The sequence below is a fragment of the Stenotrophomonas sp. KH_052 genome (assembly GCF_057838755.1).
The window spans coordinates 3110361-3133640 of record NZ_CM174475.1 but is presented as its reverse complement, the minus strand read 5'-3'; the positions used below and the strand labels follow the sequence as shown (position 1 = coordinate 3133640).

Sequence of the window (23280 nt, the reverse complement as noted above, 5' to 3'; positions counted from 1 at the left end):
CTCTTGTTGGCATACCCACCCGGATCCACCGATGAGCGACACCCCCCGCATCGCTTTCCTGGCCAGCACCACCGAGCCCGCGCAGATGGCCCGCGCGGCGATGGTTTCGCGCTATGGCGACCACGCGCCGGAGCAGGCCGACGTGCTGTGCCCGCTGGGCGGCGACGGCTTCATGCTGCAGACCCTGCATCGGCATGGTCACCTGGGCAAGCCGGTGTTCGGCATGAAACTGGGTACCGTGGGCTTCCTGATGAACCAGTACCGCGGCGACGATGACGTGCAGGCGCGCATCGCCCGTGCCGAGCCGGCCAACCTGCGGCCGTTGGAGATGGTGGCGCTGACCGAATCGGGCACCAGCACCGGTTCGCTGGCCTACAACGACGTGTCATTGCTGCGCCAGACCCGGCAGGCAGCGCATATCGGCATCGATCTCAACGGCCAGGAGCGCGTGGCCGAGCTGATCGGTGACGGTGTACTGGTGGCCACCCCGGCCGGCAGCACCGCCTACAACTATTCGGCGCATGGCCCGGTGCTGCCGCTGGGCTCGCATACCATCGCGCTGACGCCGTTGGCCCCGTACCGGCCGCGGCGCTGGCGCGGGGCGATCCTCAAGGCCGACACCGAGGTGCGCTTCCGCGTGCTTGATCCGTACAAGCGCCCGGTCAGCGTCACTGCCGACTCGCACGAGACCCGTGATGTGGTCGAAGTCACCATCCGCGAGTCCAAGGACCGGCGCGTGACCCTGCTGTTCGACCCGGAGCACAACCTGGAAGACCGGATCCTGAGCGAACAGTTCGTTTTTTGAGGACAATAGGCCGCCGGCCCCGCCGATCGCTTTGAAGGACCCCCACCGATGGGCGACAACTCCCCCCGTTTGCTGACCGTCGCGGTGACCTCGCGCGCCCTGTTCGACCTCGAGGAAAGCCACGCGCTGTTCGAGAGCGATGGCGTGGCGGCCTATGCCGAGTTCCAGCGCCAGCACGAGGACGACATCCTCGGTCCCGGCGTGGCGTTCCCGGTGGTGCGCAAGCTGCTGGCGCTGAACCAGGGCGCCAGCCCCGAGAACCCTCGGGTCGAGGTGATCCTGCTGTCGCGCAACTCGGCCGATACCGGCCTGCGCATCTTCAACTCGATCCAGCACTACGGCCTGGGCATCATCCGTGCGACGTTCACCGCCGGCGAGCCGACCTGGCCGTACGTGAAGCCGTTCGGCACCGACCTGTTCCTGTCGGCCAACCCGGAATCGGTGCGCAGCGCGCTGCGCCATGGGATCGCTGCGGCCACCATCCTGCCCAAACCGCCGGGCGAAACTGCAGCCGCGGCCGCCGACCAGATCGATATCACACGGCCGGCCGGGCAGCTGCGCATCGCCTTCGATGGCGATGCGGTGATCTTCGGTGACGAGAGTGAGCGCATTTCGCGCGAGCAGGGCGTGGAAGCCTTTGGTCGCCATGAGCGGGAGCGTGCGCGCGAGCCGCTCAGCGGCGGGCCGTTCCGCGGTTTCCTGTCGGCCCTGCATACGCTGCAGGAAGTGTTCCCGGCGGGTGATAGTGCGCCGATCCGTACCGCGCTGGTGACCGCGCGCTCGGCACCTGCGCACGAACGGGTGATCCGCACCCTGCGCGAATGGGGTGTGCGCCTGGACGAGGCCCTGTTCCTCGGCGGCCGCCACAAGGGCCCGTTCCTGCAGGCTTTTGGTGCCGACATCTTCTTCGATGATTCGCAGCACAACATCGACAGTGCCCGCGAGCATGTGGCGGCTGGCCACGTGCCGCACGGCGTCGCCAACGAAGGCTGAAACCATGCCGGGTGGGTGCCAACCGTTGGTTGGCACTGCCATGCATCGGCGCCCACCAAGGTGGGCATCTACCAGAGTCCCGTGCTTCCGGTAGTTGCCAACCTTGGTTGGCACCTCGGTTGAACGGCGCCCACCAAGGTGGGCGGCTACCGGTTATTGGGTGGCCGACATCCCCAGCTGCAGGTCCACCACCTTCCAGCGCAGGCCCTGCGGTTCCAGCACCACCTTCAGCGGCGGCTGGCCCGGGCCACGATCAACGTCGATCACGAAGCGGTCCAGTGCTTCGAAATGGTGCTCGGCATGCTTCAGCGGCCGCGCCGGTTCGGTCGGACCGAATGCATCGCCTCCCTGCAGTTCATTGCGGCCACGCTTCCACAGCACATGGCCCTGCAGCATCGCGCCGATGCCAGTCGGAGTTACCAGCGTCTCCACCGCCGCACCGCCCAGCTGGTCGCCCAGCCCGTAGAGCAGGGCGCCGAAGGGGCTGGCTGCCACATCCGGACCGGCCTGGCGCACCAGGTAGTCGTTGAGCTGGGCGCGCACGCTGCTGCGTACCCGCGGGAAGTCGACGTAGCGCTCCAATCGGGCGGTGTCACGCTGTTCGATGGCCTTGGACAGGCCGTGCACGGTCATGTACGGGCCGCCAAACCACCAGGCGGCCAGTGCCAGGACCAGCAGGACCACGAGTGCGCTGAGCTTCTTCATGCCGCCCAGACTGCCGCAACTGCCGCAGCCAGTGGTGAACGGCAGGTGATGCGACCTAGAATTCCAGGTCCAGCGCCGCGCACAGATAGTCGACGAACGGGCCGAGCGCGGCCAGGTCCTTGCCCAGCGTGGACAGCAGGCGCGGGCCGGTCATCGTGGCATCGTCCAGCGAGCGCCACATCACCCAGTTGCGGTGCTTCAGGTCGTCGATGAACTCGAAGTCGGCCGGGAAGCCGCGCGGCGGCCGAACCAGCTTCTCGCTTTCCTCGAAGTCGAAGCGCTTGCGCAGCGCCGGTGCATGCGCGGCGGCTTTCCAGCTGCCGGGGTTGTCGAGGATGAAGTGGCGCACGCGGCGCTGGGTTTCCGGCTCTGGATGCCACAGGCCAGCACCCACGAAGCTCTCGCCGGGCTGCAGGTGCACATAGAACGAGGGCGCGGCCACTTCGCGGCGGCGCTCATGGAACAGGCGCGCACCCTGCCAGGTCTTGTACGGCGACTTGTCGTTGGAAAAGCGCGCATCGCGATGGATGCGGAACAGCGAACCGCCGACGCCGCGGGTGTCGGCGCGGAAGTGCTCGCTGACCTCGGTCAGTGCCGGCTGCAGGTCGCCCAGCAGGCGCAGGAACGGCTGCCGCACGTGGTCTTCATACTGCTGGCGATGATCGTTGAACCATGCCTTGTCGTTGTGCCTCGCCAGGCTGCGCAGGAACTTGAAGCTGGCATCCGAAAAATATGTGCTCACAGGGTCTCCTGCAGATGCTGGCCCCAGTCGCGCAGTGACTGCAGCAGATCCTGGCGCCGCGCGTCATCGGGCGCTTCGGCAGCCAGTGCATCCAGCTGCTGCTGGTACTGGGGCAGGTTGAGTTCGCCCAGGCCGCCGTCTCCGAGCAGGCGCTGGCGGCGGTAATCCTGCCAGCGCTGGCGTTCATCCGGTGCGAGGCTGTCGGGATGGTTGCGCGCACGGTAGCGGAACAGCAGCTCCGGCAGCCGCGGGTCGCGGAAACGGCCTTCGAGCGCTGCCAGCTGCTCCGGCGCGGTGGTGCGCGCCAGTGCCAGCAGTGGCTTGTCGCCGGCACCCAGGAAGCCGTCGTACAGCGAGGCATCGACGTCGGCCACACTGGCCACGCGCGGCTGGTTGTAGACCTGTCGTGCCTTCTCGGCCAGCTGTGGGGCGAACGCACGCAGGCGCTCGGCCTTGGCCTCGATCGCGGCCACGTCCAGGCCGAGACGCGCATGGTCATCGGCACGCAGGTGGTTCCAGGCGATCAGCGCCGGCACCTTGTTCAGTTGTACTTCCTTCAGCGGCACCCGCGTCGCGCCCTCGGGCAGTTCGCTGGCACGCATGTACAGGCGCTGCGCGATCACCTCGGCCGGAAGTTCCAGCAGGTCGTCGATGTCACCGTCCAGGTCGAACACGATTACCCGGTTGTTGACGGTGGGATGCATCGACAGCGGCAGCACCGGTGCCGCGCACAGGCGGCTGGCCGGGTAGCGCATGGAAATGTGCAGTACCGGCTTCATCGCGGCCACGTCCAGCAGGCTGCCGACGAAGCGCTTGTCGCGCAGCTTCAGGGCGTAGTCCCACAGGCGTGGCTGCGACTGCTTGAACAGCCGCGCCATGCCGATGGTGGCGCGCACGTCGGACAGCGCTTCGTGCGCATCGCCTTCGCGCACGTTGTTGGCTTCGGCCAGGTGTTCGAGCTTGAACGAGGTGGCGCCATCCTCGCGCAGCGGCCACTGGATACCCTCCGGGCGCATGGCGCGCATCAGCCGCAGCATGTCCAGCAGGTCCCAGCGTGAATTGCCGTTGCGCCACTCGCGTTCGTACGGGTCGTGGAAATTGCGGAACAGGCCGTAGCGGACGAACTCATCGTCGAAGCGCAGGGTGTTGTAGCCCAGCGCGCAGGTGCCCGGCCGCGACAGCTGCTCGTTGATGCGGTCGAAGGCTTCGGCTTCGCTGATGCCTTCGGCCAGTGCCTGCTGCGGAGTAATGCCGGTCACCAGCGTGGCCATCGGCGAGGGCAGCAGATCATCGGCCGGGCGCACGAAAAAGCTGACCGGCGTGTCTATTTCGTTGAGGTCGGCGTCGGTACGAATCGCGGCGTACTGCGAGATGCGCGTGCGCCGCGGGTCCTGGCCGAAGGTTTCCAGGTCGTAGAACAGGAAGCTGTCGGCCATCAGTGCGCGCCCTCCAGGACCGGCAGCTGCGCGTGGATCTGCGCTTCCAGTGCGGCCCAGTCGATGTTGTCCAATGTGGTGTGGCCGGTGGTCGCCGCCACCAGCATCCCGCGTTGCAGGTCGGTGCGGCGCAGCGCCTCGGCGTAGGGTGTGTGCAGGAAGGTGACCATGGTGTAGTGCGGCACGAAGCGCGTCGGCCAGCGCCGTTGCAGCTCCTGTTCCAGCTCGCGCTGCAGCAGGAAGGCGGGATCGGCCACGCGGTCACGCATTTCCAGGTAGTTTTCCAATGCCATCTGCTGGATCGCCCGGGCATTCGGTTTGCGCTCGGCCTCGAACGCGGCGAACGCGCCTTCCAGGTCGTCGGCCTCCGTCAGGTGACGGGCCAGCGCAATACAGTCCTCGAACGCGCAATTCATGCCCTGGCCGTGGAACGGCACCATCGCATGTGCGGCGTCGCCGATCAGTACGGCACGGCCCTGCTGATGCCAGCGCTCCAGCGTGAGCGTGCCAAGCAGGCCCGGCGGGTGTTGTTCCCAGTCGGCGCGCAGGTCGGGGATCAGCGGCAGGGTGTCGGCGAATTCGCGTGCGAACAGCGCCTCGGCCTGTGCACCGGTGTTGACCGTGGCGAAGCTGGGATCACCCTGGTTGGGCAGGAACAGAGTGACGGTGAAGGTGCCTTCGTGGTTGGGCAGGGCGATGCACATGTAGTGGCCGCGCGGCCAGATGTGTAGTGCGTTGCGCTCGATGCGGAAGCTGCCGTCGGCGGCCGGCGGAATCTCCAACTCCTTGTAGGAATGGTCGAGGAAGGCGATGTCCTCGCCCAGCGGTGCGCGCCGGTTCATCGCCGCACGCAGCGACGAGCCGGCCCCGTCGGCGCCGATCAGGGTGTCGAAACGGATGTCGTGAGGGCTGTCGTCACGGTCATCGATGAAGCGTGCGTAACCCGCATCGAAATCGACGGTATGCAGGCGGCGGTGGAAGTGCACGGTGGCGCCGGCCTGCTCGGCCAGCTCCAGCAGCGTGGTGTTCAGATCCCTGCGATGGATCGACCAGATCACTTCGCTGTCGTCACGGCCGTAGTGCTGCAGCTGCGGTTCGCCCTCGCGCGGGTGCACCATGCGCCCGCGCATCATCACCGCGCGGGCCATCACCTCGTCTTCCACGCCGGCCTGGCGCAGCGCGTTGCGCCCACGCTCGGCCAGCGCCAGGTTGATCGAGCGGCCGCTCTCGTAGTCGGCCACGCGCGGATCGCCGCGGCGTTCGTACAGGGTAATGCGCCAGCCCTGGCGTGACAGCAGGATGGCCAGCAGGGACCCGGCGAGGCCGGCACCGATAATGCTCAACGAGCGGGATGCGTGTGCGATCAACGAACTGTCCAGCAGTAGGGGAAGGGCTGGCTTAGAGGCCGGCCCAGGCTTCCACTTCCTCGACGAAGTGGTGCACGTCCAGGTAGCGGTTGTAGAGCGGGGTGGGCGAAATACGGATCACGTCGGGCTCGCGCCAGTCGCCGAGCACGCCAATGCCGCGCAGGTGCTCGAACAGGGCGCGGCCACGCTCGCGGCCACCGATGACGCGCAGTGACAACTGGCAACCACGGCGCTGCGGTTCGGCCGGCGTGATGATGTCCAGCACGTTGGCCAGGCGCGCGCGCACCAATGCTTCCAGCATGCCGGTCAGTCCCTGCGACTTGCTGCGCAGCGCCTCCATGCCGGCGCGCTCAAACAGGTCCAGCGAGGCGCGCAGCGGTGCCAGGCCGAGGATCGGCGGATTGCTCAGCTGCCAGCCTTCAGCGCCGATGGCCGGGGTGAACTGCGGCGCCATCTGGAAGCGGGTGGATTCCTCGTGCCCCCACCAACCGGCGAAGCGCGGCAGGCTGCTGTCGCGATGGTGGCGTTCGTGCACGAAGGCGCCGGCCACCGCACCCGGGCCGCTGTTGAGGTACTTGTAGTGGCACCACACGGCGAAGTCGGGGGCCACGTCATGCAGGCGCAGTGGCAGGTTGCCGACCGAGTGGGCGAGATCGAAGCCGATGCGCGAACCCTGCAGGCGGGCGGCGCGGGTGATCGCATCCAGATCGAAGGCCTGGCCGGTGCGGTATTGCACGCCCGGCCACAGCACCAGCGCCAGGCGCGGACCGTGCTCGGCGATGGCGCGCTCGATCGCGGTCAGCGAGATCGTGCCGTTGGTTTCATCCGGCTGCACTTCCACCAGGCACTCGGCCGGGTCGAAACCATGGAAGCGGATCTGTGCTTCCACGGCGTGGCGGTCGGTCGGGAACGCGCCGGCCTCCATCAGGATCACCGGACGCTCGGCGGTTGGCCGGTAGAAGCTGACCATCATCAGGTGCAGGTTCACGCTCAGCGTGTTCATCGCCACCACTTCGCTGGGCAGCGCGCCGACCACGCGGGCCAGTTGTGCGCTGACCAGACGGTGATAGGACAGCCACTGCGTGGGGCCGGTGAAGTGGCCTTCCACGGCCAGCTCGCCCCACTGCTTCATCACTTCCTGCACGGCGGCCTGTGCGCCGCGCGGCTGCAGGCCCAGAGAGTTGCCGACGAAGTAGGTCTGCTCGCCGCCACCATGGCGCGGAATCAGGAATTCACTGCGCAGCGGGCGCAGCGGATCGGCGGCGTCCAGGGCGATGGCGTGGGTGCGACTGAGCAGGTCGGACATGGTCGGGCAACAGGCTGCAACGGGACCGCCAGTGTAGCGCCTGGGGCATGCGTGATGCCGCGCGGTGCGCTCGCCGGGCATGGCCCGGCGCTACCCGGAGATCACACGTCCCGGTAGCGCCGGGCCATGCCCGGCGAACGTTCAGCCCGCCGCCGGCGCCGGCAGCGGGTCCACGTGCCCGCACTGGCTGCAGGTACGCAGCTCCAGGCTGGCGTGGTAACGCGCGAACACCTTCGGCAGGTCGGTTTCGATGTTCTGCAGCGGGAAGAACTCTTCGTGCAGCTTGTGGTTGCAAAGTTCGCAATGCCAGATCACGCCGTCCATCTCGTGCGGCAGGCGCTTGCGCTCGACCACCAGGCCGATGCCACCGGGCGGGCGCCGCGGCGAGTGCGGAACCTTCGCCGGCAGCAGGAAGATCTCGCCGGCGCGGATCGGGATGTCACGCACCGCGCCATCCTCCTGCACCTTCAGCACCATCTCGCCTTCGAGCTGGTAGAACCACTCCGGGCCTTCGTCGTAGTGGTAGTCGGTGCGCGAGTTCGGCCCGCCGACCACCATCACGATGAAGTCGCCGTTGTCGATCATCTTGTTGCCCACCGGCGGCTTCAACAGATGCCGGTTTTCCTCGATCCAGCCCAACAGGTTGATGGGGGAGGCAAGCATGGGGGTGTCCGTAAGGGAGGGTCAGTCGCGCCGACCGCGGCGCGGAACGTAGGACAGGGCCTTCTCGTAGGCCGGCTGCAGTTCTTCAGGTGCGCCCACGTCGATGCCCATTTCGCGCACGCGGCCGTCCTTCAGACTGTACACCCAGCCGTGCACCATCAGCTTCTGGCCGCGGGCCCAGGCGTCCTGCACGATCGTCGAGCGGCAGGCGTTGACCACCTGCTCGATCACGTTCAGTTCGCACAGGCGGGCATGCTTCAGCTCCGGCTCCTCGATCGCATCCATGATCGCGGCGTGCTTCTGTGCCACGTCACCGACATGGCGCAGCCAGTTGTCGGCCAGGCCCACCCGCGTGTTGTTCAGGCTGGCGTGCACGCCGCCGCAGCCGTAATGGCCAACGATCAGGATGTGCTTCACCTTCAGCTGGTCCACGGCGTACTGGATCACGCTGAGGCAGTTCAGGTCGGTATGCACCACCACGTTGGCCACGTTGCGATGCACGAACACCTCGCCCGGGGCCATACCGATGATCTGGTTGGCCGGCACGCGCGAATCGGAACAGCCGATCCACAGGTATTCCGGATGCTGCTGCTTGGCCAGCTGATGGAAGAAGTCCGGATCTTCCTTCTCGATCCGGTCGGCCCATTCGCGGTTGTTCTGCAGCAGCTTGTGGATGTCTTTCATGTTCGGGGTCCCTGACGTCGGGTGGGGGCAAGGCGCGGCCGTTCTGGTCGCGTCGTCGCGGGAAACAGGGCGCTCAGCTGCCTGCGGCGGCTTCGTCGCGATACCGGCGCATCCACTGCGCCAGTTCGGTGGAATGGGGATTGCCGAGCCGTTCCAGTCCGATGATCGCCGCCAGCTGGTTGGCTTCGGGATGGTTCTGGCTCAGCTTCATCTTCAACTGCACCTGCTGGACTTCAAAGCGCAGACCGACGATGCCGCGCAGCTGGCGGCGATGCGTGTCGCGCGCCGGTTCAAACCGCCAACCCTGGCCGACGCTGGCCTCGAAATGGTCGCTGATGCCTGCAACGAGGTCCGCCAGCGCGTCCTCGTCATCGAAGTGATGCAGCTGGCCGCGCAGTTCGGCGGCGGCGTAGTTCCAGGTTGGCACGCGTGCCATCTGTTCCTTGTCCGGGTACCAGCTGGGCGAGACATAGCCGTGCGGGCCATCGACCAGCACTTTGGCCGGCCCGCTCTGCGCTGCCTGCGGATTGGCGCGGGCCCAGTGGCCGCGCAGTTCGATCTGGTCGCCGTCACGCCGGTACAGCACGGGTATCCGGGTCAGCTCCGGCAGACCATCACTGCCGGTCGTGAGCACGGTGACGAACGGATCACGCGCCAGCAGGCGGTCCAGCCAGAGCAGGTCGGTCTCGGCGAAGGCGCGTGGGGTGAACATGGCGTGGTCTCAGGCGCGGGCCCCGAGGGACTGCACCATGCGGCCGCGCAGGCCCTCATCGTTGTCGGCGTGCGGCGGCTGCACTTCATGCAGCGAGAAGCCACGCACCAGCGCGTCTTCCTCGTCCAGGCCGTCGTACTCGACGAACTCGGCGTCGAACAGCTGCGAACGGGCGGTGTCTTCGCTGTCATAGCTCAGCGTATTGCCATCACTGTCGAGCACTTCGGCGGTGCCGGCGGCACGGATGCGAAGGCGTGCCCAGATCAGGGTGTTGCCGAGGCTGGCCAGCCACCAGCTGTCGCGCGCGGCGGAGATGTCGTTCATGTGTGTCTTACCAGAGCGAGGCCAACCAGAGCAGGGCAGCCATGCCCAGTCCGGTCAGCAGGGTCAGCAGCGATACCCAGGCCGGTGTCGCCAGCCCGGACAGCGATCGGTCCGGTTGCTGCCGGTAATCGCGGCGCAGCAACCAGCCCAGGGCGTCGGGCTTGAGGAAGGCGCCACTGCCGAAGCGCTCGGCAAGCGCCGGATGGCGATCGCGCACGTGCACCAGGGTCAGCGGCCAGAAGATCACGAAGGCACTGAACCCGGCCACTGCGACGCCAACGAAACAGAGGGCGAAGAACAGGGTCATGGGGACAGTACCTCCGTGGTCGTGTGGGGTGGCTTAGAAGTCCGCGCTGCCCGGGGCGCGCGGGTAGGGGATCGCATCGCGGATGTTGGACAGCCCGCAGACGTAGACCACCAGGCGCTCGAAGCCGAGCCCGAAGCCGGCGTGCGGCACCGAACCATAGCGGCGGAAATCGCGGTACCAGCTGTAGTGCTCACGATCCAGGCCGAACTGGGCCATGCGCGCGTCCAGCACGTCCAGGCGCTCTTCGCGCTGGCTGCCGCCGATGATCTCGCCGATGCCCGGGGCCAGCACGTCCATCGCCGCGACGGTCTTGCCGTCGTCGTTCAGGCGCATGTAGAAGGCCTTGATGTGCTCGGGGTAGTTGGTCACCACCACCGGGCGGCCGACGTGTTCCTCGGTCAGCCAGCGCTCGTGCTCGGTCTGCAGGTCCAGGCCCCATTCCACCGGGAAGTCGAACTTCTTGCCGGATTTCTGCAGCAGGCTGACCGCATCGGTGTAGTCGATGCGCTCGAACGGCGCATTGATGAAGTCTTCCAGCTTGGTGATCGCGTTCTTGTCCACGCGCTCGGCGATGAAGGCCAGGTCGTCGCCGCGCTCGTCGAGCACTGCGCGGAACAGGTACTTCAGGAACTCTTCGGCCAGGCGCGCGTCTTCGGCCAGGTCGGCGAAGGCGATTTCCGGCTCGATCATCCAGAACTCCGCCAGGTGGCGGGTGGTGTGGCTGTTCTCGGCGCGGAAGGTCGGGCCGAAGGTGTAGACCTTGCTCAGCGCCAGGCAGTAGGCCTCGACGTTCAGCTGGCCGGACACGGTCAGGAAGGTTTCCTTGCCGAAGAAGTCGCGGCTGAAGTCGATCGCGCCCTTTTCGTCACGCGGCAGGTTCACCATGTCCAGAGTGGACACACGGAACATCTGGCCGGCGCCTTCGGCGTCGGAGGTGGTGATGATCGGGGTGCTGATCCAGTTGAAGCCGTTCTCGTGGAAGAAACGGTGCACGGCCTGGGCCAGGCAGTTGCGGATGCGGGTGACCGCGCCGAACAGGTTGGTGCGCGGGCGCAGGTGCGCCACTTCGCGCAGGAACTCCGGCGACATCGGCTTGGGCTGGATCGGATAGGTGAGCGGGTCTTCAACCCAGCCGACCACTTCCAGTGCGCTGGCCTGGATCTCGAACGACTGGCCCTTGCCCTGCGACTTCACCAGGGTGCCGGTGGCGATGACCGAGCAGCCGCTGGTCAGGCGCTTGATTTCGTCGAAGTTGGCCAGGCTGTCACCGGCCACGACCTGGATCGGGGCGAAGCAGGAGCCGTCGCTCACATTCACGAAAGCCAGATTCGCTGAACCGCGCACCGTGCGCACCCATCCGCGTACCGTGACTTCGCCGCCTTCCGGGATCTTCCCGGCAAGCGCATGTTCAACGCTGACCACCGTCATGACTTGAATCCTCTGCTGATCGACTCGATCTGTGAACACGGGAGTTTACCGGTTGCAGCGTTCTGCTTGCGAGGCATTTTTCGCGGCAACGGCTCCTTATAATGTCCCCGTACCTCTGGAGTAGCCCCATGGCCGTCAGCCTGACCCCCATTGCCTTCGAGCGCGTGCAGCGCTTTGTCGCCCAGACCCCCGGCGCGCTGGGCCTGCGTTTCGGCGTGACCAAGACCGGCTGCTCGGGCTGGGGTCACATCACCGACCTGGCCCGCGACGAGCGCGAGGGCGATACCGTGTTCGACCAGGATGGCGTGAAGATCTACGTCGATGCCAAGAGCCTGGCGCTGGTGGATGGCACCGTGATCGACTTTGGCAAGCACGGCCTGAGCGAAACGTTCACGTTCAGCAATCCCAACGCCACCGCCGAGTGTGGCTGCGGCGAAAGCTTCACCACCGACGCCGACAAGGCCTGACGGCCGGTTCTGGCGTCCGCCGGGCGTGGTCCGACGCTATCGGAACCTGCTCTGGTAGATGCCGACCTTGGTCGGCAGGGACGGGATCCACGGATGGAACGACCGCTTTTCATTTATCACCCCAAGGCCTACGCCCTCTCCTTCGAAGAGGTCGACGGGATCTGTGACTGCTGCGGTCAGTCGCGGACGCTTCGTTACCGGGGGCCGTTCTACACACCTCTGCGTCCCGATTACCTGTGCCCCTGGTGTATCGCCGATGGCAGGGCAGCGGCCAGTTACGAGGGTGAATTCACCGGCTGGAGCGATATCGAGGGGGTATCCCCGGATCCGGCCGATCCGCCGCCGACCATCGCCCGCGAGCTGCTGCTGGAGATCTGCGAGCGCACCCCGGGCTACTCGTCCTGGCAGCAATCGGTATGGCTGAGCCATTGTGAACGACCTTGCGCCTTCCTCGGCTTCGCCGGCAGCGAAGATCTGCTGCCCATCCTCGATCAGGTCCGGCCCGATGTGGCGGCAGTCAATCCACGCGACGCCGACTGGGTGCTGGCGCACCTGAGCCGGGACGGGATGATGGTCGGCTGCCTGTTCCAGTGCCTGGAATGCGGCCAGCATCGCCTTCACGTCGACCTGGGGTGAATCCAGGCGGATTCGTGGACTGTGCGGGGCTCCGGTAGCGGCCAGCCTTGGCTGGCATGAAGGCTGGTCCCCGGTTCAGGTTGCCCTGTGATCCGCCGGTTGCCCGGCCACCCCATCTGCGCCATAATGCGCGGCTTCCTGCCTTTCTGGCGGGAATCCTTGCCCCACCGCGGTATCAACGGCGGGGGGCTGTCCGGCCGCAAGGCCACATCCGAAAGGTAGAAAAAACATGAGTCGTCATTACGAAATCGTGTTCATGGTCCATCCGGACCAGAGCGAGCAGGTCCCGGCCATGATCGAGCGCTACAAGTCGCTGGTCGAGAACGGCAACGGCACCATCCACCGTCTGGAAGACTGGGGCCGCCGCCAGCTGGCGTACCCGATCCAGAACCTGGTGAAGGCGCACTACGTGCTGCTGAACATCGAAGCCGACCAGGCCGTGCTGAACGAGCTGACCGAAAGCTTCCGCTTCAACGACGCCGTGCTGCGCAACCTGGTCATCAAGCGTGACGAGGCTGACACCGAGCAGTCGCTGATCATGAAGAGCAAGGACGAGAAGGGCGACAAGCCCGAGCGTGGTGAGCGTCGTCGTCGTGATGACGAAGAAGGCGAAACCACCCCCGCCGCTGACAACGATGCCGGCGACGACGCCGCTTCGGCCGCCTAAGGAGCACTGACATGTCCAAGTTCTTCCGTCGCCGCAAGTTCTGCAAGTTCACCGCTGAAGGTGTCAAGGAGATCGATTACAAGGATCTCAACACCCTGCGCCAGTACCTGACCGAGAACGGCAAGATCGTGCCGAGCCGCGTCACCGGTACCAAGTCGAAGTACCAGCGTCAGCTGGCGACCGCCGTCAAGCGCGCTCGCTTCCTGGCCCTGATCCCGTACACCGACAACCACGACATCTGATGCCGGCGGGGCGGCCACGTGCCGCTCCCCTGTGCCAGCTATTCGGACAGCCTTTGTTGCGGGGCCATCGCCTCGCTAACGAATAACTCATCTGGAGCAATACCATGCAGCTGATCCTTCTGCAGAAAGTCACCAACCTCGGCAACCTGGGCGACCTGGTCGACGTGAAGCCGGGCTACGGCCGTAACTTCCTCGTGCCGCAGGGCAAGGCCGTTCCGGCCACCGAGAGCAACAAGGCCGAGTTCGAAGCCAAGCGCGCCGACTACGAAGCCAAGGCCCAGGCCATCCACGCCGACGCTGACGCCCGCAAGGCCAAGCTGGAAGGCGCGAGCGTGACCATCGCCGCCAACGCTTCGACCGAAGGCAAGCTGTACGGCTCGGTCGGCGCCCGCGAAATCGCTGATGCCTTCACCGCTGCCGGCCTCGAGCTGAACAAGAGCGAAGTCATCCTGGGCGAAGGCGCCTTCCGCAACATCGGTGAGTACGACGTCCTGGTGCACCTGCACGCTGACGTTGAAACCACCGTCAAGGTTGTGGTCGAAGCCGAAAAGGCCTGATCCCACGCCGCAAGGCCTGGTATCACCGCAGAACGGGCGCCCGCGAGGGTGCCCGTTTTGTTTTGGGCGAATGCCCGATCCGGGGCGCCGGGCGACGCTCGACCAGCGCCCCCGGCCAGGCAATGTTCCACGCCCATTCGTAGAACACGGCCACATCGGTATACTCAGGGCGTCACATCCGTTCCACGGCCAGCGATCCCAATCGGATCAATGACTTGGAGGGTAAACGCAGGCCGCTTGCCGGCCCCAGTCCGGAAACCCTATGCGTCTTTCCACGATCAAGCTGTCCGGCTTCAAGTCGTTCGTCGATCCGACCACCCTGCACCTGCCGACCAACATGACCGGCGTGGTGGGGCCCAATGGCTGCGGCAAGTCGAACATCATCGACGCCGTGCGCTGGGTCATGGGCGAGAGTTCGGCCAGCCGCCTGCGCGGCGACTCGCTGACCGACGTGATCTTTTCCGGTTCCAATGCCCGCAAGCCGGTCTCGCAGGCCACCGTCGAGCTGATCTTCGACAACTCCGACCACACGATCTCGGGCGAATACGCCTCGTTCAACGAAATCTCGGTCAAGCGCACGGTCAGCCGCGACGGCACCAGCAACTATTACCTCAACGGCACCAAGTGCCGCCGCCGCGACATCACCGATCTGTTCCTCGGCACCGGCCTGGGCCCGCGCAGCTACTCGATCATCGAGCAGGGCATGATCAGCCAGATCATCGAGGCGCGCCCGGAAGACCTGCGCGTGTACCTGGAAGAGGCCGCCGGCATCTCCAAGTACAAGGAGCGCCGCAAGGAAACCGAGACCCGCATCCGCCACACCCGCGAGAACCTGGACCGGTTGGGCGACCTGCGTGACGAGATCAGCAAGCAGCTGGAGCACCTCAAGCGCCAGGCCCGGCAGGCCGAGCAGTACCAGGCGCTGCAGGAAGAACGCCGGGTCAAGGACGCGGAGTGGAAGGCGCTGGAGTTCCGTGGCCTGGATGGACGCCTGTCCAAGTTGCGCGAAGGCCTGTCGCAGGAAGAGACCAGGCTGCAGCAGCTGATCGCCGACCAGCGCGACGCCGAGGCCCGCATCGAGACCTCGCGCGTGCGCCGCGAAGAGGCCGCTGACGCGTTGAATACCGCGCAGGCCGCGGTCTATCAGGTCGGCAGCACGTTGGCCCGTGTCGAACAGCAGATCCAGCATCAGCGCGAACTGTCGCAGCGCCTGCACAAGGCGCGTGATGAAACCCGCCAGGCCCTGTCCGAGCTCGGCCAGCACATCAGTGGCGATGAGGCCAGGTTGATGGTGCTGCGCGAGGCGGTGGACGCCGCGACCCCGCAGCTGGAAGCGCTGCAGGAAGAAAACGAGATCAAGCAGGAGAGCCTGCGCGAAGCGGAAGAGCGCTTGGCTCACTGGCAGCAGCGCTGGGAGCAGCATACCTCGCAGAGCTCCGAAGCCTCGCGTGCCGGCGATGTCGAGCGTACCCGCGTGGACTACCTGGACAAGCAGGTCCTCGATGCCGACCGTCGTCGCGAGGCGCTGGCGGCCGAACGCGCGGGGCTGGACGTGGATGCGCTTGAAGAAGCCTTCGAGCAGCTGCACCTGCAGCACGACACGCAGAAGACCGCGCTGGATGAGTTGAGTGAAGACGTCGAGCTGCGCAAGCAGGGCGTGGCAGCAGTGCAGGAACAGCAGCGCAACGGACAGAACGAGCTGGCCGAGCTGCACAAGCAGGTCAACGGCCTGCGTGGCCGGCTGGCCTCGCTGGAGACTCTGCAGCAGGCTGCACTTGGCCAGGAGCAGGGCGCCGCCGTGGCCTGGCTGAAGGCACGTGGGCTGGATTCGGCCGCGCGTGTCGGCGAGCGGCTGGATGTCGACGCCGGCTGGGAAAACGCGGTGGAAAGCGCGCTTGGCCAATTGATCGAAGGCGTGCTGGTGGACGATCCGTCCAGCCTGGTCGATGCACTGGGTGAGCTCGGCGATGGCCGTATTGCGCTGGTTGCCAGCGACGACGCAGATCTGAAGGTTGCCCCTACCTCGCTGGCCGCTCGTGTGCGTGGCCCGGCGGCGATCCGTCGCCTGCTGGCCCATCTGCACGCTGCAAGCGATCTGGCCGAAGCGAAAACGTTGCAGGCCCGCCTGCCCGAAGGCGATTCGATCATCACCCAGGGTGGCGAGCGCCTGGGCCAGGGCTGGCTGCGCGTCGCGCGCTCCGGTGCGGCCCAGCAGGGCGCGCTGCTGCGCGAACGCGAGATCAACGAGCTGCGTGAGCAGATCGAGGCGCTGCAGGACCGCGAGGCCGAGCTGGAAGAACAGCTGTCCGGCTTCCGCGAGCAGCTGCGGGCCGCCGAACAGCAGCGCGAAGATGCGCAACGGGCGCTGTACCAGGCGCACCGTGCGGTGTCCGAGCTGGCCGGCCAGCTGCAGGGCCAGCAGGGCAAGGTGGAAGCCGCGCGCACGCGCATCGATCGTATCGAGGGCGAGCTGAAGCAGCTGCTGGAAACGCTGGATGCCAACAACGAACAGGTGCGCGAGGCGCGTTCGCGGTTGGAAAACGCGGTCAGCAGCATGGGCGATCTGGAATCGACCCGGCAAGGCTTGGAAGGCGAACGACGCCAGCTGACCGACGCGCGCGACCTGGCCCGTGAAGCCGCACGCGCGGTGCGCGAGCGTTCGCATTCGCTGGCCCTGACCCTGGAATCGCAGCGTGCACAGCTCGCCTCGTTGAGCCAGGCACTGGAGCGCATGAGCACCCAGCGTGGCCAGCTCGATTCACGCCTGGGCGAACTGCACTCGCAGCTCGATGAGGGTGATTCGCCGGTCGAATCGCTGCAGGCCGAGCACCAGAACGCGCTGGAAGAGCGCGTGCGTGCCGACCGTGTGCTGACCGAGGCGCGTACGCTGCTGGACGGCATTGATGCCGAACTGCGCAATTACGAGCAGACCCGCCACCAACGCGACGAACAGGCACTGGCCCAGCGCGAGCGTATTTCCCAGCGCAAGCTGGACCAGCAGGCGCTGGTGCTCAGTGCCGACACGCTGCAGGCTGCGGTGGAGAAGGCTGGTTTCGTGATGCAGGATGTGCTCAACGCGCTGCCCGAAGAAGCCCGCCTGGGCGACTGGGAGCAGGCCGTGCACCAGATCGACGGCCGCATGCGCCGGCTGGAGCCGGTCAACCTGGCGGCCATCCACGAGTACGGCGAGGCCTCGCAGCGCTCGGAGTACCTGGACGCGCAGCATGTGGACCTGACCACTGCGCTGGAGACCCTGGAAGATGCCATCCGCAAGATCGACCGCGAGACCCGCGGCCGCTTCAAGGACACTTTCGACCGCGTGAATGCCGGCGTGCAGGCTCTGTACCCGCGCCTGTTCGGTGGCGGACACGCCTACCTGGAACTGACCGGTGAAGACCTGCTCGACACCGGCGTGACCATCATGGCGCGCCCGCCGGGCAAGCGCGTGTCCAGCATCTCGCTGCTGTCCGGTGGCGAAAAGGCAATGACCGCGGTAGCGCTGGTGTTCGCCATCTTCCAGCTGAACCCCGCGCCGTTCTGCCTGCTGGACGAGGTGGACGCGCCGCTGGACGAGGCCAACGTCGGCCGCCTGGCCAACATGGTCAAGGAAATGAGCGAGAAGGTGCAGTTCCTGTTCGTCAGCCACAACAAGGCGACGATGGAGGCCGCGCACCAGCTGTCGGGCGTGACCATGCGCGAGCCGGGCGTCAGCCGCCTGGTCAGCGTGGACCTGGAAGAAGCCGCACGATTGGCGGGCGCGGCCTGACGTGCCATCCTAGTTACCTGAATGAACTAGCCGGAGAACCTATCGAATGTCCGACACGGCACTGTTGCGCATCGGCATCCTGGCCGCCGGCCTGCTGTTGATCGCCGCGATCTTCCTGTTTGGCCGTCCGAAAAAGAAGCCCCAGGGGCGCCGCGTGGAAGGCGCGGAACCGACCAGCGGCGAGCGCCGCGAGCCGGTACTGGGCGAAGACGGCGTCGCCGTGGCCGATGGCCGCGTCGAACCGGGCATGGGCACGGAAGGCGAGCAGGCCGAACTTGGTCTGGGCGAAACCGACCCGGGCGCCAGTGATCTCGGCAAGCGCGCCACCCAGGATTTCGACAAGATCGTCTCCTTGTTCGTGGCTGCCCGGGCCGGCGAGCAGCTGCGTGGCGAAGACATCGTGGTGGCGGCTGAGAAGACTGGCTTGGTGTTCGGCCACATGAACGTGTTCCACCGCCTGGTGGAAGGCCACCCCGAGCGCGGCCCGATTTTCTCGATGGCCAGCATCATGAAGCCGGGCAGCTTCGACATGGCCAACATCCGCGCCATGGAAACCCCGGCCATCGCCTTCTTCCTGACCCTGCCGGCGCCGCTGACCGCGCTGGACGCCTGGGAGAAGATGCTGCCGACGGTGCAGCGCATGGCTGAACTGCTGGATGGCGTGGTGCTGGATGACAGCCGCAATGCCCTGGGCCGCCAGCGCATCGCACACATCCGTGACGAGCTGCGCGCCTACGATCGCCAGCACCAGGCCCCGCCGCTGACCAAGACCCCGCGCTGGTAAGCCCCCAACTGTGGAGTCGAGCCATGCTCGACTGCCTTTCTGTAGAGTCGAGCCATGCTCGACTTGCGGATCCCAGGGTAAGCCCCAGTCGAGCATCGCTCGACTCTACAGGGTCGGCCATCCCTGACTCGCCTCTAGGGCGATCGATCGAACCACCGGCACCAGGCAAACGGATGATCGCCGAGCTGTGCCGCCAGCCCGGCGCGCACAGGATTCGCTGCGATGTACAGAGCTTGGTTTCTCAGGGACTCATCACATCGCACAGCGTGATCATGGTAACCACGCTGCCAGAGCGGCCCGTCGATGCCTATGAGTCGGCTGCAGCGGGATTTCATCATCTGGACCGACGCGGCAAGGGTTCCTGAGCGCAGTTGCATCAACCAATGCACATGATCTGGCATGACCGCCCATGCGAGGTTAAGGCATCGACCCTCCTGCTGAATCCACTGCAGGCCCGCTACAACGACGGCGGCCTGGTGTGGATCATCAAAGTGCCGATGGCGCTGGTGAGTGACAGTGGTGATCGCGTAGACGTTCCGCAGTTGCGACCAACGGCCTCTCAGGAGACGTGGACTGGGCATGCCTCAGCATTGGCTGGCCGAGGCAGCTTGGATATCGCTTGAGTGCGGTAAGGCTTGTAGGGAAAGCCCCAGTCGAGCATGGCTCGACTCTACAGGGGCCCAGGTCGGCACCCACAACAGTAGATCCACGCCATGCGTGGATGGGGCGAACCAAGGTTCGCCCCCACCAACAGGATCAGGCCGGCACGCCGGCCACCTTCGCGAACGCATGGCGGAACGCGGCCATTTCTTCTTCGGTGCCGACGGTCACGCGCACGCGCTGTGGCCAGATCGGCCAGCTGCGTCCGATCACCACGCCGTTGTCCGCCATCGCCTTGGCGAACGCGCTGCCATCGCGTTGCACGTCGACCACGAAGCAGTTCGCTTCCGACGGCACGCAGCTGAAACCACGCTTGCCCAGCCATGCGATGGTGGCCTGGCGCACCTTGGCATTCTGCAGGCGGCGCTGTGGAATCAACTGCGGATCGCGCAGGCTGGTCAGTGCCGCCGCCAGCGCCGGCACCGGCAGCGGGTTGTCGCCCAGGCTGGCCAGTTCGCGCAGGCGGTCGGGATGTGCGGCCGCCACGCCCAGGCGCAGGCCGGCCATGCCATATAGCTTGGAGAACGTGCGCAACACGATCAGGTCATCGCGCTGCGCCACCTGCGCGATCAGGCTCGGCTGTTCGCTGTACTGCAGATACGCCTCGTCCAACAGCACGCGGGTGGAAGCGGGCTTGTGGGCCAGCAGCCAAGCGAGCTCATCCGGTGGGCTGATCGAGCCGGTCGGGTTGTTCGGGTTGCACACATACAGCAGCCCGGTCGGGCGTGCGTGTGCGGCGGCGACCATCGCACGCAGGTCGTGTGCACCGTCCTCGCGCAGCGGCACTTTCTGCACGTGTGCACCGTGTGCGGCGGCGACCTCGCCCAGCGTCTCGAAGGTCGGGTCGGCCACTACCAGCCCCGCCTGCGGGCCGGTCCATAGCACGGCGGCGCGGTTCAGCGGCTCGCTGGAACCCGGATACAGCCGCACGTGATCAGCCGGGATGCGCGCCTGTTCGATGAAGGCGTCGCGCACCTGACCGGCCAGTGCGAAACGGTAGCGGCCGCAGCTGGCGATGCTGTCGCGCGCCGCCTGCTGGGCGGCGGGCGAGGGGCCGTACGGGCATTCGTTGAAGTTCAGTAGTACGGCGCCTTCGGCAGGGGCTGGGGCGGCGGCTGTCGCGGGTTGGGCATGGCCGAGCTGCGGCAGGCCGGTGCCGGCGACGGCGAGGCCAGCACCGGCCAGTTGCAGGAAGCGTCGACGGGAGGCAGGCAGGGTCACGGGTGGGATTCCGAAGGGCGACCGTCGCACGCTAGCGCCGGTGGGGATGGGCGGCAAGCTGCTTTTTGTGGAGTCGAACCATGCTTGACTGCAGATGTGCCAACCAAGGTTGGCACCTACCAGAGCGGGAGGGTGGTTGGCACCTACCAGAGCGGGAGGGTGGTTGGCACGTACCAGAGCTGGGGAGTGGTTGGCACGTATCAGGGTGGGGGAGTGGTTGGCACGTGCCAGAGCGAGGGAGCACCAGTCGAGCAAGCTCGACGCTACAAAGGCGGGGGCGTTACAGGGCCTGACGGTCGGGCGCGGTAGAATCCCCGGCCATCCCAGAACCACCGGATCCCGATGAGCCCCAGCCCCGCCGAACGCGCCGAAGACCTTCGCCGGCAGATCGCCCAGGCCAACCGCGCCTACCACGAGCTGGATGCACCGGAGATCCCCGACGTCGACTACGACCGGATGGTGCGCGAACTGGAAGCGCTGGAGCGCGAGCATCCGGAACTGGCCCGTGCCGACAGCCCGACCCAGCAGGTAGGAGCGCGTCCCTCGGGCCGTTTCGCCGAGGTGCGCCACGCGGTGCCGATGTTGTCGTTGTCCAATGCTTTCAGCGATGAGGAAGTGGCCGATTTCGTGCGTCGCATCGATGAGCGCCTGGGCCGCCGCAGCCTGCAGTTCTCGGCCGAGCCGAAGATGGACGGCCTGGCAATCAGCCTGCGCTACGAAGAGGGGCATTTCGTACTGGGCGCGACCCGCGGTGATGGCAGCACCGGCGAAGACGTGACGGCCAACCTGCGCGAGATCGGCGATATCCCCAAGCGCCTGCACGGCAAGGACTGGCCGGATGTGCTGGAAGTACGCGGCGAGGTCTACATGGCCCGCGCCGACTTCGAGGCCTACAACGAGCGTGCGCGCCTGCAGGGTGGCAAGGTGCTGGCCAATCCGCGCAATGCTGCGGCCGGCTCGCTGCGCCAGCTCGACCCGAAGATCAGCGCGCAGCGCAAACTGAGTTTCTTTGCCTACGGCACCGGCGAGGTGCAGGGTGGTGAGCTTCCCGATACCCATTCGGGCACGCTGGCGCAGCTCGGCAGCTGGGGCTTCCCGGTCAGTGCGCTGTGCAGGGTGGTGGATGGCACCGATGGCCTGCTTGGCTACTACCGTGACATCGGCGAGCGCCGTGACGGCCTGCCGTTCGATATCGACGGCGTGGTCTACAAGCTGGACGACCGCGCCGGGCAGCAGGCGATGGGCTTCGTGTCGCGCGCACCGCGCTGGGCCATCGCACACAAGTTCCCGGCGCAGGAACAGAGCACCACCGTGGAAGCGATCGAGATCCAGATCGGCCGCACCGGTGCCGCCACGCCGGTCGCGCGCTTGGCGCCGGTGGCCGTGGCCGGTGTGATCGTCTCCAATGCCACCCTGCACAATGCCGACCAGATCGCGCGCCTCGATGTGCGCGTCGGCGACAGCGTGATCGTGCGCCGTGCCGGTGACGTGATCCCGGAAGTGGTCAGCGTCATCCTCGACCGCCGTCCGCAGGGCGCCACGCCTTGGCAGATGCCGACGCAGTGCCCGGTGTGTGGCTCGGAGATCGTGCGCGAGGAGGGAGCGGCGGCGTGGCGTTGTTCGGGCGAGCTGTCCTGCCCAGCGCAGCGCAAGGAAGCCATCGCGCACTTCGCCTCGCGCCGCGCGATGGACATCGACGGTCTCGGCGACAAGTACATCGAGACCCTGGTCGACGCCGGCATCGTCAAGGGCGTGGCCGATCTGTACCGGCTCAGCCGTGACCAGCTGCTGCACCTGAAACTGGTGCTGGATGCCGAAGATCCTTCGGCATTGGCTGCCGCACTGAAGCTGCATCTGCCTGCCGAAGGCAGCGGCGCGGTGCTCAATGCCGTGCTCAAGCTGGACGGCAACGATCCGGGCTGGCGCGCGCAGGCACTGGTGCAGCCGGCCAGCTTTGAATGGAACACGAAGAAGATCGCCACCAAGTGGGCTGACAACCTGATCGCGGCGATCGACGCCAGTCGTGCTGCCACGCTCGAACGCCTGCTGTTCGCACTGGGCATCGAACACGTCGGCGAAAGCACTGCCAAGGCGCTGGCGCAGTGGTTTGGTGATCTGGAGTTGATCCGCCATCTGCCGTGGCCGCTGTTCAAGCGCGTGCCGGACATCGGTGGCGAAGTAGCCCGCTCGCTCGGTCATTTCTTCGAACAGCAGGGCAACCAGCAGGCCATCGATGATCTGTTGCAGGTCGGCCAGGTGCGCATCAGCGATGCACATGCCCCCAGCGCCAAGCTGCGCGAGGGCCTGGACCTGGCGCAGTTGCTGGTGGAATCGGAGATTCCCGGCATCACCCGCCTGCGTGCGGAAAAACTGGTCGCTGCGTTGCCCAGCGCGCAGGCAGTGCTCGACGCCGAGCATGGCCAGTTCGTCAACGCCGGCTTGCCCGACGACACCGCACGCGGACTGGCCGAGTGGCTCGATGCCGAGGGCCATGGCGCGATGCTGCTGGCTGCTGAGAAAGCGATGCGGCAGATTCTGGCCAAGGCCCCCGCGCTTGCGGAGATCGTGGCTGGCCCGCTGGATGGGCAGACCGTGGTGCTGACCGGCACCCTGGCCCAGCTCACCCGCGATGCCGCCAAGGAGCGCCTGGAAGCGTTGGGTGCCAAGGTTTCCGGCAGCGTCTCGAAGAAGACCAGCTTCGTGGTGGCCGGTACCGAGGCCGGCTCCAAGCTGGACAAGGCGCAGTCGCTGGGCGTGCCGGTGTGGGACGAAGACCGCCTGCTGGCCTATCTCGCCGAACACGAATGA

23 protein-coding genes are annotated in these 23280 nt (G+C 66.5%); 10 read left to right on the top strand and 13 right to left on the bottom strand.

Translation table 11 applies throughout. The annotated features are described in order from the left end of the window. Positions 1-31 precede the first annotated feature (31 nt). Positions 32-805 carry an NAD kinase gene (locus AC3ITW_RS14490; protein ID WP_006376667.1) on the top strand — a complete coding sequence of 258 codons (774 nt, stop codon included), beginning with the start codon at positions 32-34 and terminating at the stop codon, positions 803-805. 48 nt (positions 806-853) lie between these two features. Then, positions 854-1798 (top strand): 5'-nucleotidase, encoded by a 945-nt coding sequence (locus tag AC3ITW_RS14485; RefSeq protein WP_012511563.1) that lies wholly within the window; start codon positions 854-856, stop codon positions 1796-1798. A 153-nt stretch (positions 1799-1951) separates the two neighbouring features. Here AC3ITW_RS14485 and AC3ITW_RS14480 read toward each other — a convergent pair whose 3' ends face one another. The 11 genes from AC3ITW_RS14480 to asnS form a co-directional block, all read right to left on the bottom strand. Then, complete coding sequence (locus tag AC3ITW_RS14480) at positions 1952-2503, bottom strand: DUF2939 domain-containing protein (protein WP_012511562.1); 552 nt, start codon at positions 2501-2503, stop codon at positions 1952-1954. A gap of 55 nt (positions 2504-2558) precedes the next feature. Further along, the gene (locus AC3ITW_RS14475) at positions 2559-3245 is read right to left on the bottom strand and encodes a DUF2461 domain-containing protein (protein WP_065724441.1); all 687 of its coding nucleotides are present in this window, start codon (positions 3243-3245) and stop codon (positions 2559-2561) included. Then, entirely contained in the window at positions 3242-4681 is a 1440-nt protein-coding gene (gene sbcB, locus AC3ITW_RS14470; protein ID WP_100434965.1) for an exodeoxyribonuclease I, read from the bottom strand. Before sbcB ends, AC3ITW_RS14475 begins: the two co-directional genes overlap by 4 nt. Further along, on the bottom strand, positions 4681-6048 hold the full coding sequence (locus AC3ITW_RS14465; protein WP_100434964.1) for an FAD-dependent oxidoreductase: 1368 nt from the start codon (positions 6046-6048) through the stop codon (positions 4681-4683). The genes sbcB and AC3ITW_RS14465 overlap by 1 nt, the downstream gene beginning before the upstream one ends. 31 nt (positions 6049-6079) lie before the next feature. Next, positions 6080-7354 carry a kynureninase gene (gene kynU / locus AC3ITW_RS14460; RefSeq protein ID WP_006376546.1) on the bottom strand — a complete coding sequence of 425 codons (1275 nt, stop codon included), beginning with the start codon at positions 7352-7354 and terminating at the stop codon, positions 6080-6082. A 141-nt stretch (positions 7355-7495) separates the two neighbouring features. Then, the gene (locus tag AC3ITW_RS14455; protein ID WP_100434963.1) at positions 7496-8017 is read right to left on the bottom strand and encodes a 3-hydroxyanthranilate 3,4-dioxygenase; all 522 of its coding nucleotides are present in this window, start codon (positions 8015-8017) and stop codon (positions 7496-7498) included. Positions 8018-8038: 21 nt separating this feature from the next. Continuing rightward, a complete protein-coding gene (can, locus tag AC3ITW_RS14450) occupies positions 8039-8701 on the bottom strand; it encodes a carbonate dehydratase (RefSeq protein ID WP_006376530.1) in 663 nt (220 codons plus the stop codon). A gap of 73 nt (positions 8702-8774) precedes the next feature. Beyond that, positions 8775-9413 carry an FMN-binding negative transcriptional regulator gene (locus AC3ITW_RS14445; RefSeq protein ID WP_489389672.1) on the bottom strand — a complete coding sequence of 213 codons (639 nt, stop codon included), beginning with the start codon at positions 9411-9413 and terminating at the stop codon, positions 8775-8777. Positions 9414-9422: 9 nt separating this feature from the next. Then, the gene (locus tag AC3ITW_RS14440) at positions 9423-9737 is read right to left on the bottom strand and encodes a hypothetical protein (RefSeq protein ID WP_065724446.1); all 315 of its coding nucleotides are present in this window, start codon (positions 9735-9737) and stop codon (positions 9423-9425) included. Between the two features lie 7 nt (positions 9738-9744). Then, positions 9745-10044: a hypothetical protein gene (locus AC3ITW_RS14435; RefSeq protein WP_448123195.1), complete on the bottom strand. Its 300-nt coding sequence runs from the start codon at positions 10042-10044 to the stop codon at positions 9745-9747. Positions 10045-10077: 33 nt separating this feature from the next. Further along, positions 10078-11472 (bottom strand): asparagine--tRNA ligase, encoded by a 1395-nt coding sequence (gene asnS, locus AC3ITW_RS14430; RefSeq protein WP_448123194.1) that lies wholly within the window; start codon positions 11470-11472, stop codon positions 10078-10080. Positions 11473-11600: 128 nt separating this feature from the next. Here asnS and AC3ITW_RS14425 point away from each other — a divergent pair, with 128 nt between their 5' ends. From AC3ITW_RS14425 to zipA, 7 genes are all read left to right on the top strand, one after another. After that, on the top strand, positions 11601-11939 hold the full coding sequence (locus tag AC3ITW_RS14425) for a HesB/IscA family protein (protein WP_006376495.1): 339 nt from the start codon (positions 11601-11603) through the stop codon (positions 11937-11939). Between the two features lie 93 nt (positions 11940-12032). Beyond that, a complete protein-coding gene (locus AC3ITW_RS14420) occupies positions 12033-12575 on the top strand; it encodes a CbrC family protein (protein WP_100434962.1) in 543 nt (180 codons plus the stop codon). 229 nt (positions 12576-12804) lie between these two features. Further along, a complete protein-coding gene (gene rpsF / locus AC3ITW_RS14415) occupies positions 12805-13242 on the top strand; it encodes a 30S ribosomal protein S6 (protein WP_006376493.1) in 438 nt (145 codons plus the stop codon). A gap of 11 nt (positions 13243-13253) precedes the next feature. Then, complete coding sequence (rpsR, locus tag AC3ITW_RS14410; protein WP_005926280.1) at positions 13254-13484, top strand: 30S ribosomal protein S18; 231 nt, start codon at positions 13254-13256, stop codon at positions 13482-13484. Between the two features lie 104 nt (positions 13485-13588). Continuing rightward, positions 13589-14041 (top strand): 50S ribosomal protein L9, encoded by a 453-nt coding sequence (gene rplI, locus AC3ITW_RS14405; protein ID WP_006376492.1) that lies wholly within the window; start codon positions 13589-13591, stop codon positions 14039-14041. Positions 14042-14303: 262 nt separating this feature from the next. Continuing rightward, the gene (gene smc, locus AC3ITW_RS14400; RefSeq protein ID WP_006376491.1) at positions 14304-17807 is read left to right on the top strand and encodes a chromosome segregation protein SMC; all 3504 of its coding nucleotides are present in this window, start codon (positions 14304-14306) and stop codon (positions 17805-17807) included. Positions 17808-17853: 46 nt separating this feature from the next. Continuing rightward, a complete protein-coding gene (gene zipA, locus AC3ITW_RS14395) occupies positions 17854-18591 on the top strand; it encodes a cell division protein ZipA (protein ID WP_006376490.1) in 738 nt (245 codons plus the stop codon). A gap of 134 nt (positions 18592-18725) precedes the next feature. Here the strand turns inward: zipA and AC3ITW_RS14390 are convergent, their stop codons facing one another. Further along, positions 18726-19172, bottom strand: a complete 447-nt coding sequence (locus tag AC3ITW_RS14390) for an REP-associated tyrosine transposase (RefSeq protein WP_080103081.1) — start codon at positions 19170-19172, stop codon at positions 18726-18728. Between the two features lie 175 nt (positions 19173-19347). After that, positions 19348-20472: a pyridoxal phosphate-dependent aminotransferase gene (locus AC3ITW_RS14385; protein WP_100434951.1), complete on the bottom strand. Its 1125-nt coding sequence runs from the start codon at positions 20470-20472 to the stop codon at positions 19348-19350. Positions 20473-20808: 336 nt separating this feature from the next. Between AC3ITW_RS14385 and ligA the strand changes: the two genes are divergently transcribed. Next, a complete protein-coding gene (ligA, locus tag AC3ITW_RS14380; protein WP_489390368.1) occupies positions 20809-23280 on the top strand; it encodes an NAD-dependent DNA ligase LigA in 2472 nt (823 codons plus the stop codon).

Excerpts from the sequence above, each read along its gene's own strand:
- rpsF (WP_006376493.1), top strand. The coding sequence starts at position 12,805 with ATGAGTCGTCATTACGAAATCGTGTTCATGGTCCATCCGGACCAGAGC.
- AC3ITW_RS14485 (WP_012511563.1), top strand. The coding sequence starts at position 854 with ATGGGCGACAACTCCCCCCGTTTGCTGACCGTCGCGGTGACCTCGCGC.
- AC3ITW_RS14490 (WP_006376667.1), top strand. The coding sequence starts at position 32 with ATGAGCGACACCCCCCGCATCGCTTTCCTGGCCAGCACCACCGAGCCC.
- zipA (WP_006376490.1), top strand. The coding sequence starts at position 17,854 with ATGTCCGACACGGCACTGTTGCGCATCGGCATCCTGGCCGCCGGCCTG.
- can (WP_006376530.1), bottom strand. The coding sequence starts at position 8,701 with ATGAAAGACATCCACAAGCTGCTGCAGAACAACCGCGAATGGGCCGAC.
- AC3ITW_RS14435 (WP_448123195.1), bottom strand. The coding sequence starts at position 10,044 with ATGACCCTGTTCTTCGCCCTCTGTTTCGTTGGCGTCGCAGTGGCCGGG.
- kynU (WP_006376546.1), bottom strand. The coding sequence starts at position 7,354 with ATGTCCGACCTGCTCAGTCGCACCCACGCCATCGCCCTGGACGCCGCC.
- rplI (WP_006376492.1), top strand. The coding sequence starts at position 13,589 with ATGCAGCTGATCCTTCTGCAGAAAGTCACCAACCTCGGCAACCTGGGC.
- sbcB (WP_100434965.1), bottom strand. The coding sequence starts at position 4,681 with ATGGCCGACAGCTTCCTGTTCTACGACCTGGAAACCTTCGGCCAGGAC.
- rpsR (WP_005926280.1), top strand. The coding sequence starts at position 13,254 with ATGTCCAAGTTCTTCCGTCGCCGCAAGTTCTGCAAGTTCACCGCTGAA.
- AC3ITW_RS14420 (WP_100434962.1), top strand. The coding sequence starts at position 12,033 with ATGGAACGACCGCTTTTCATTTATCACCCCAAGGCCTACGCCCTCTCC.
- AC3ITW_RS14445 (WP_489389672.1), bottom strand. The coding sequence starts at position 9,413 with ATGTTCACCCCACGCGCCTTCGCCGAGACCGACCTGCTCTGGCTGGAC.
- AC3ITW_RS14440 (WP_065724446.1), bottom strand. The coding sequence starts at position 9,737 with ATGAACGACATCTCCGCCGCGCGCGACAGCTGGTGGCTGGCCAGCCTC.
- AC3ITW_RS14455 (WP_100434963.1), bottom strand. The coding sequence starts at position 8,017 with ATGCTTGCCTCCCCCATCAACCTGTTGGGCTGGATCGAGGAAAACCGG.
- AC3ITW_RS14480 (WP_012511562.1), bottom strand. The coding sequence starts at position 2,503 with ATGAAGAAGCTCAGCGCACTCGTGGTCCTGCTGGTCCTGGCACTGGCC.
- smc (WP_006376491.1), top strand. The coding sequence starts at position 14,304 with ATGCGTCTTTCCACGATCAAGCTGTCCGGCTTCAAGTCGTTCGTCGAT.
- AC3ITW_RS14390 (WP_080103081.1), bottom strand. The coding sequence starts at position 19,172 with ATGCCCAGTCCACGTCTCCTGAGAGGCCGTTGGTCGCAACTGCGGAAC.
- AC3ITW_RS14425 (WP_006376495.1), top strand. The coding sequence starts at position 11,601 with ATGGCCGTCAGCCTGACCCCCATTGCCTTCGAGCGCGTGCAGCGCTTT.
- asnS (WP_448123194.1), bottom strand. The coding sequence starts at position 11,472 with ATGACGGTGGTCAGCGTTGAACATGCGCTTGCCGGGAAGATCCCGGAA.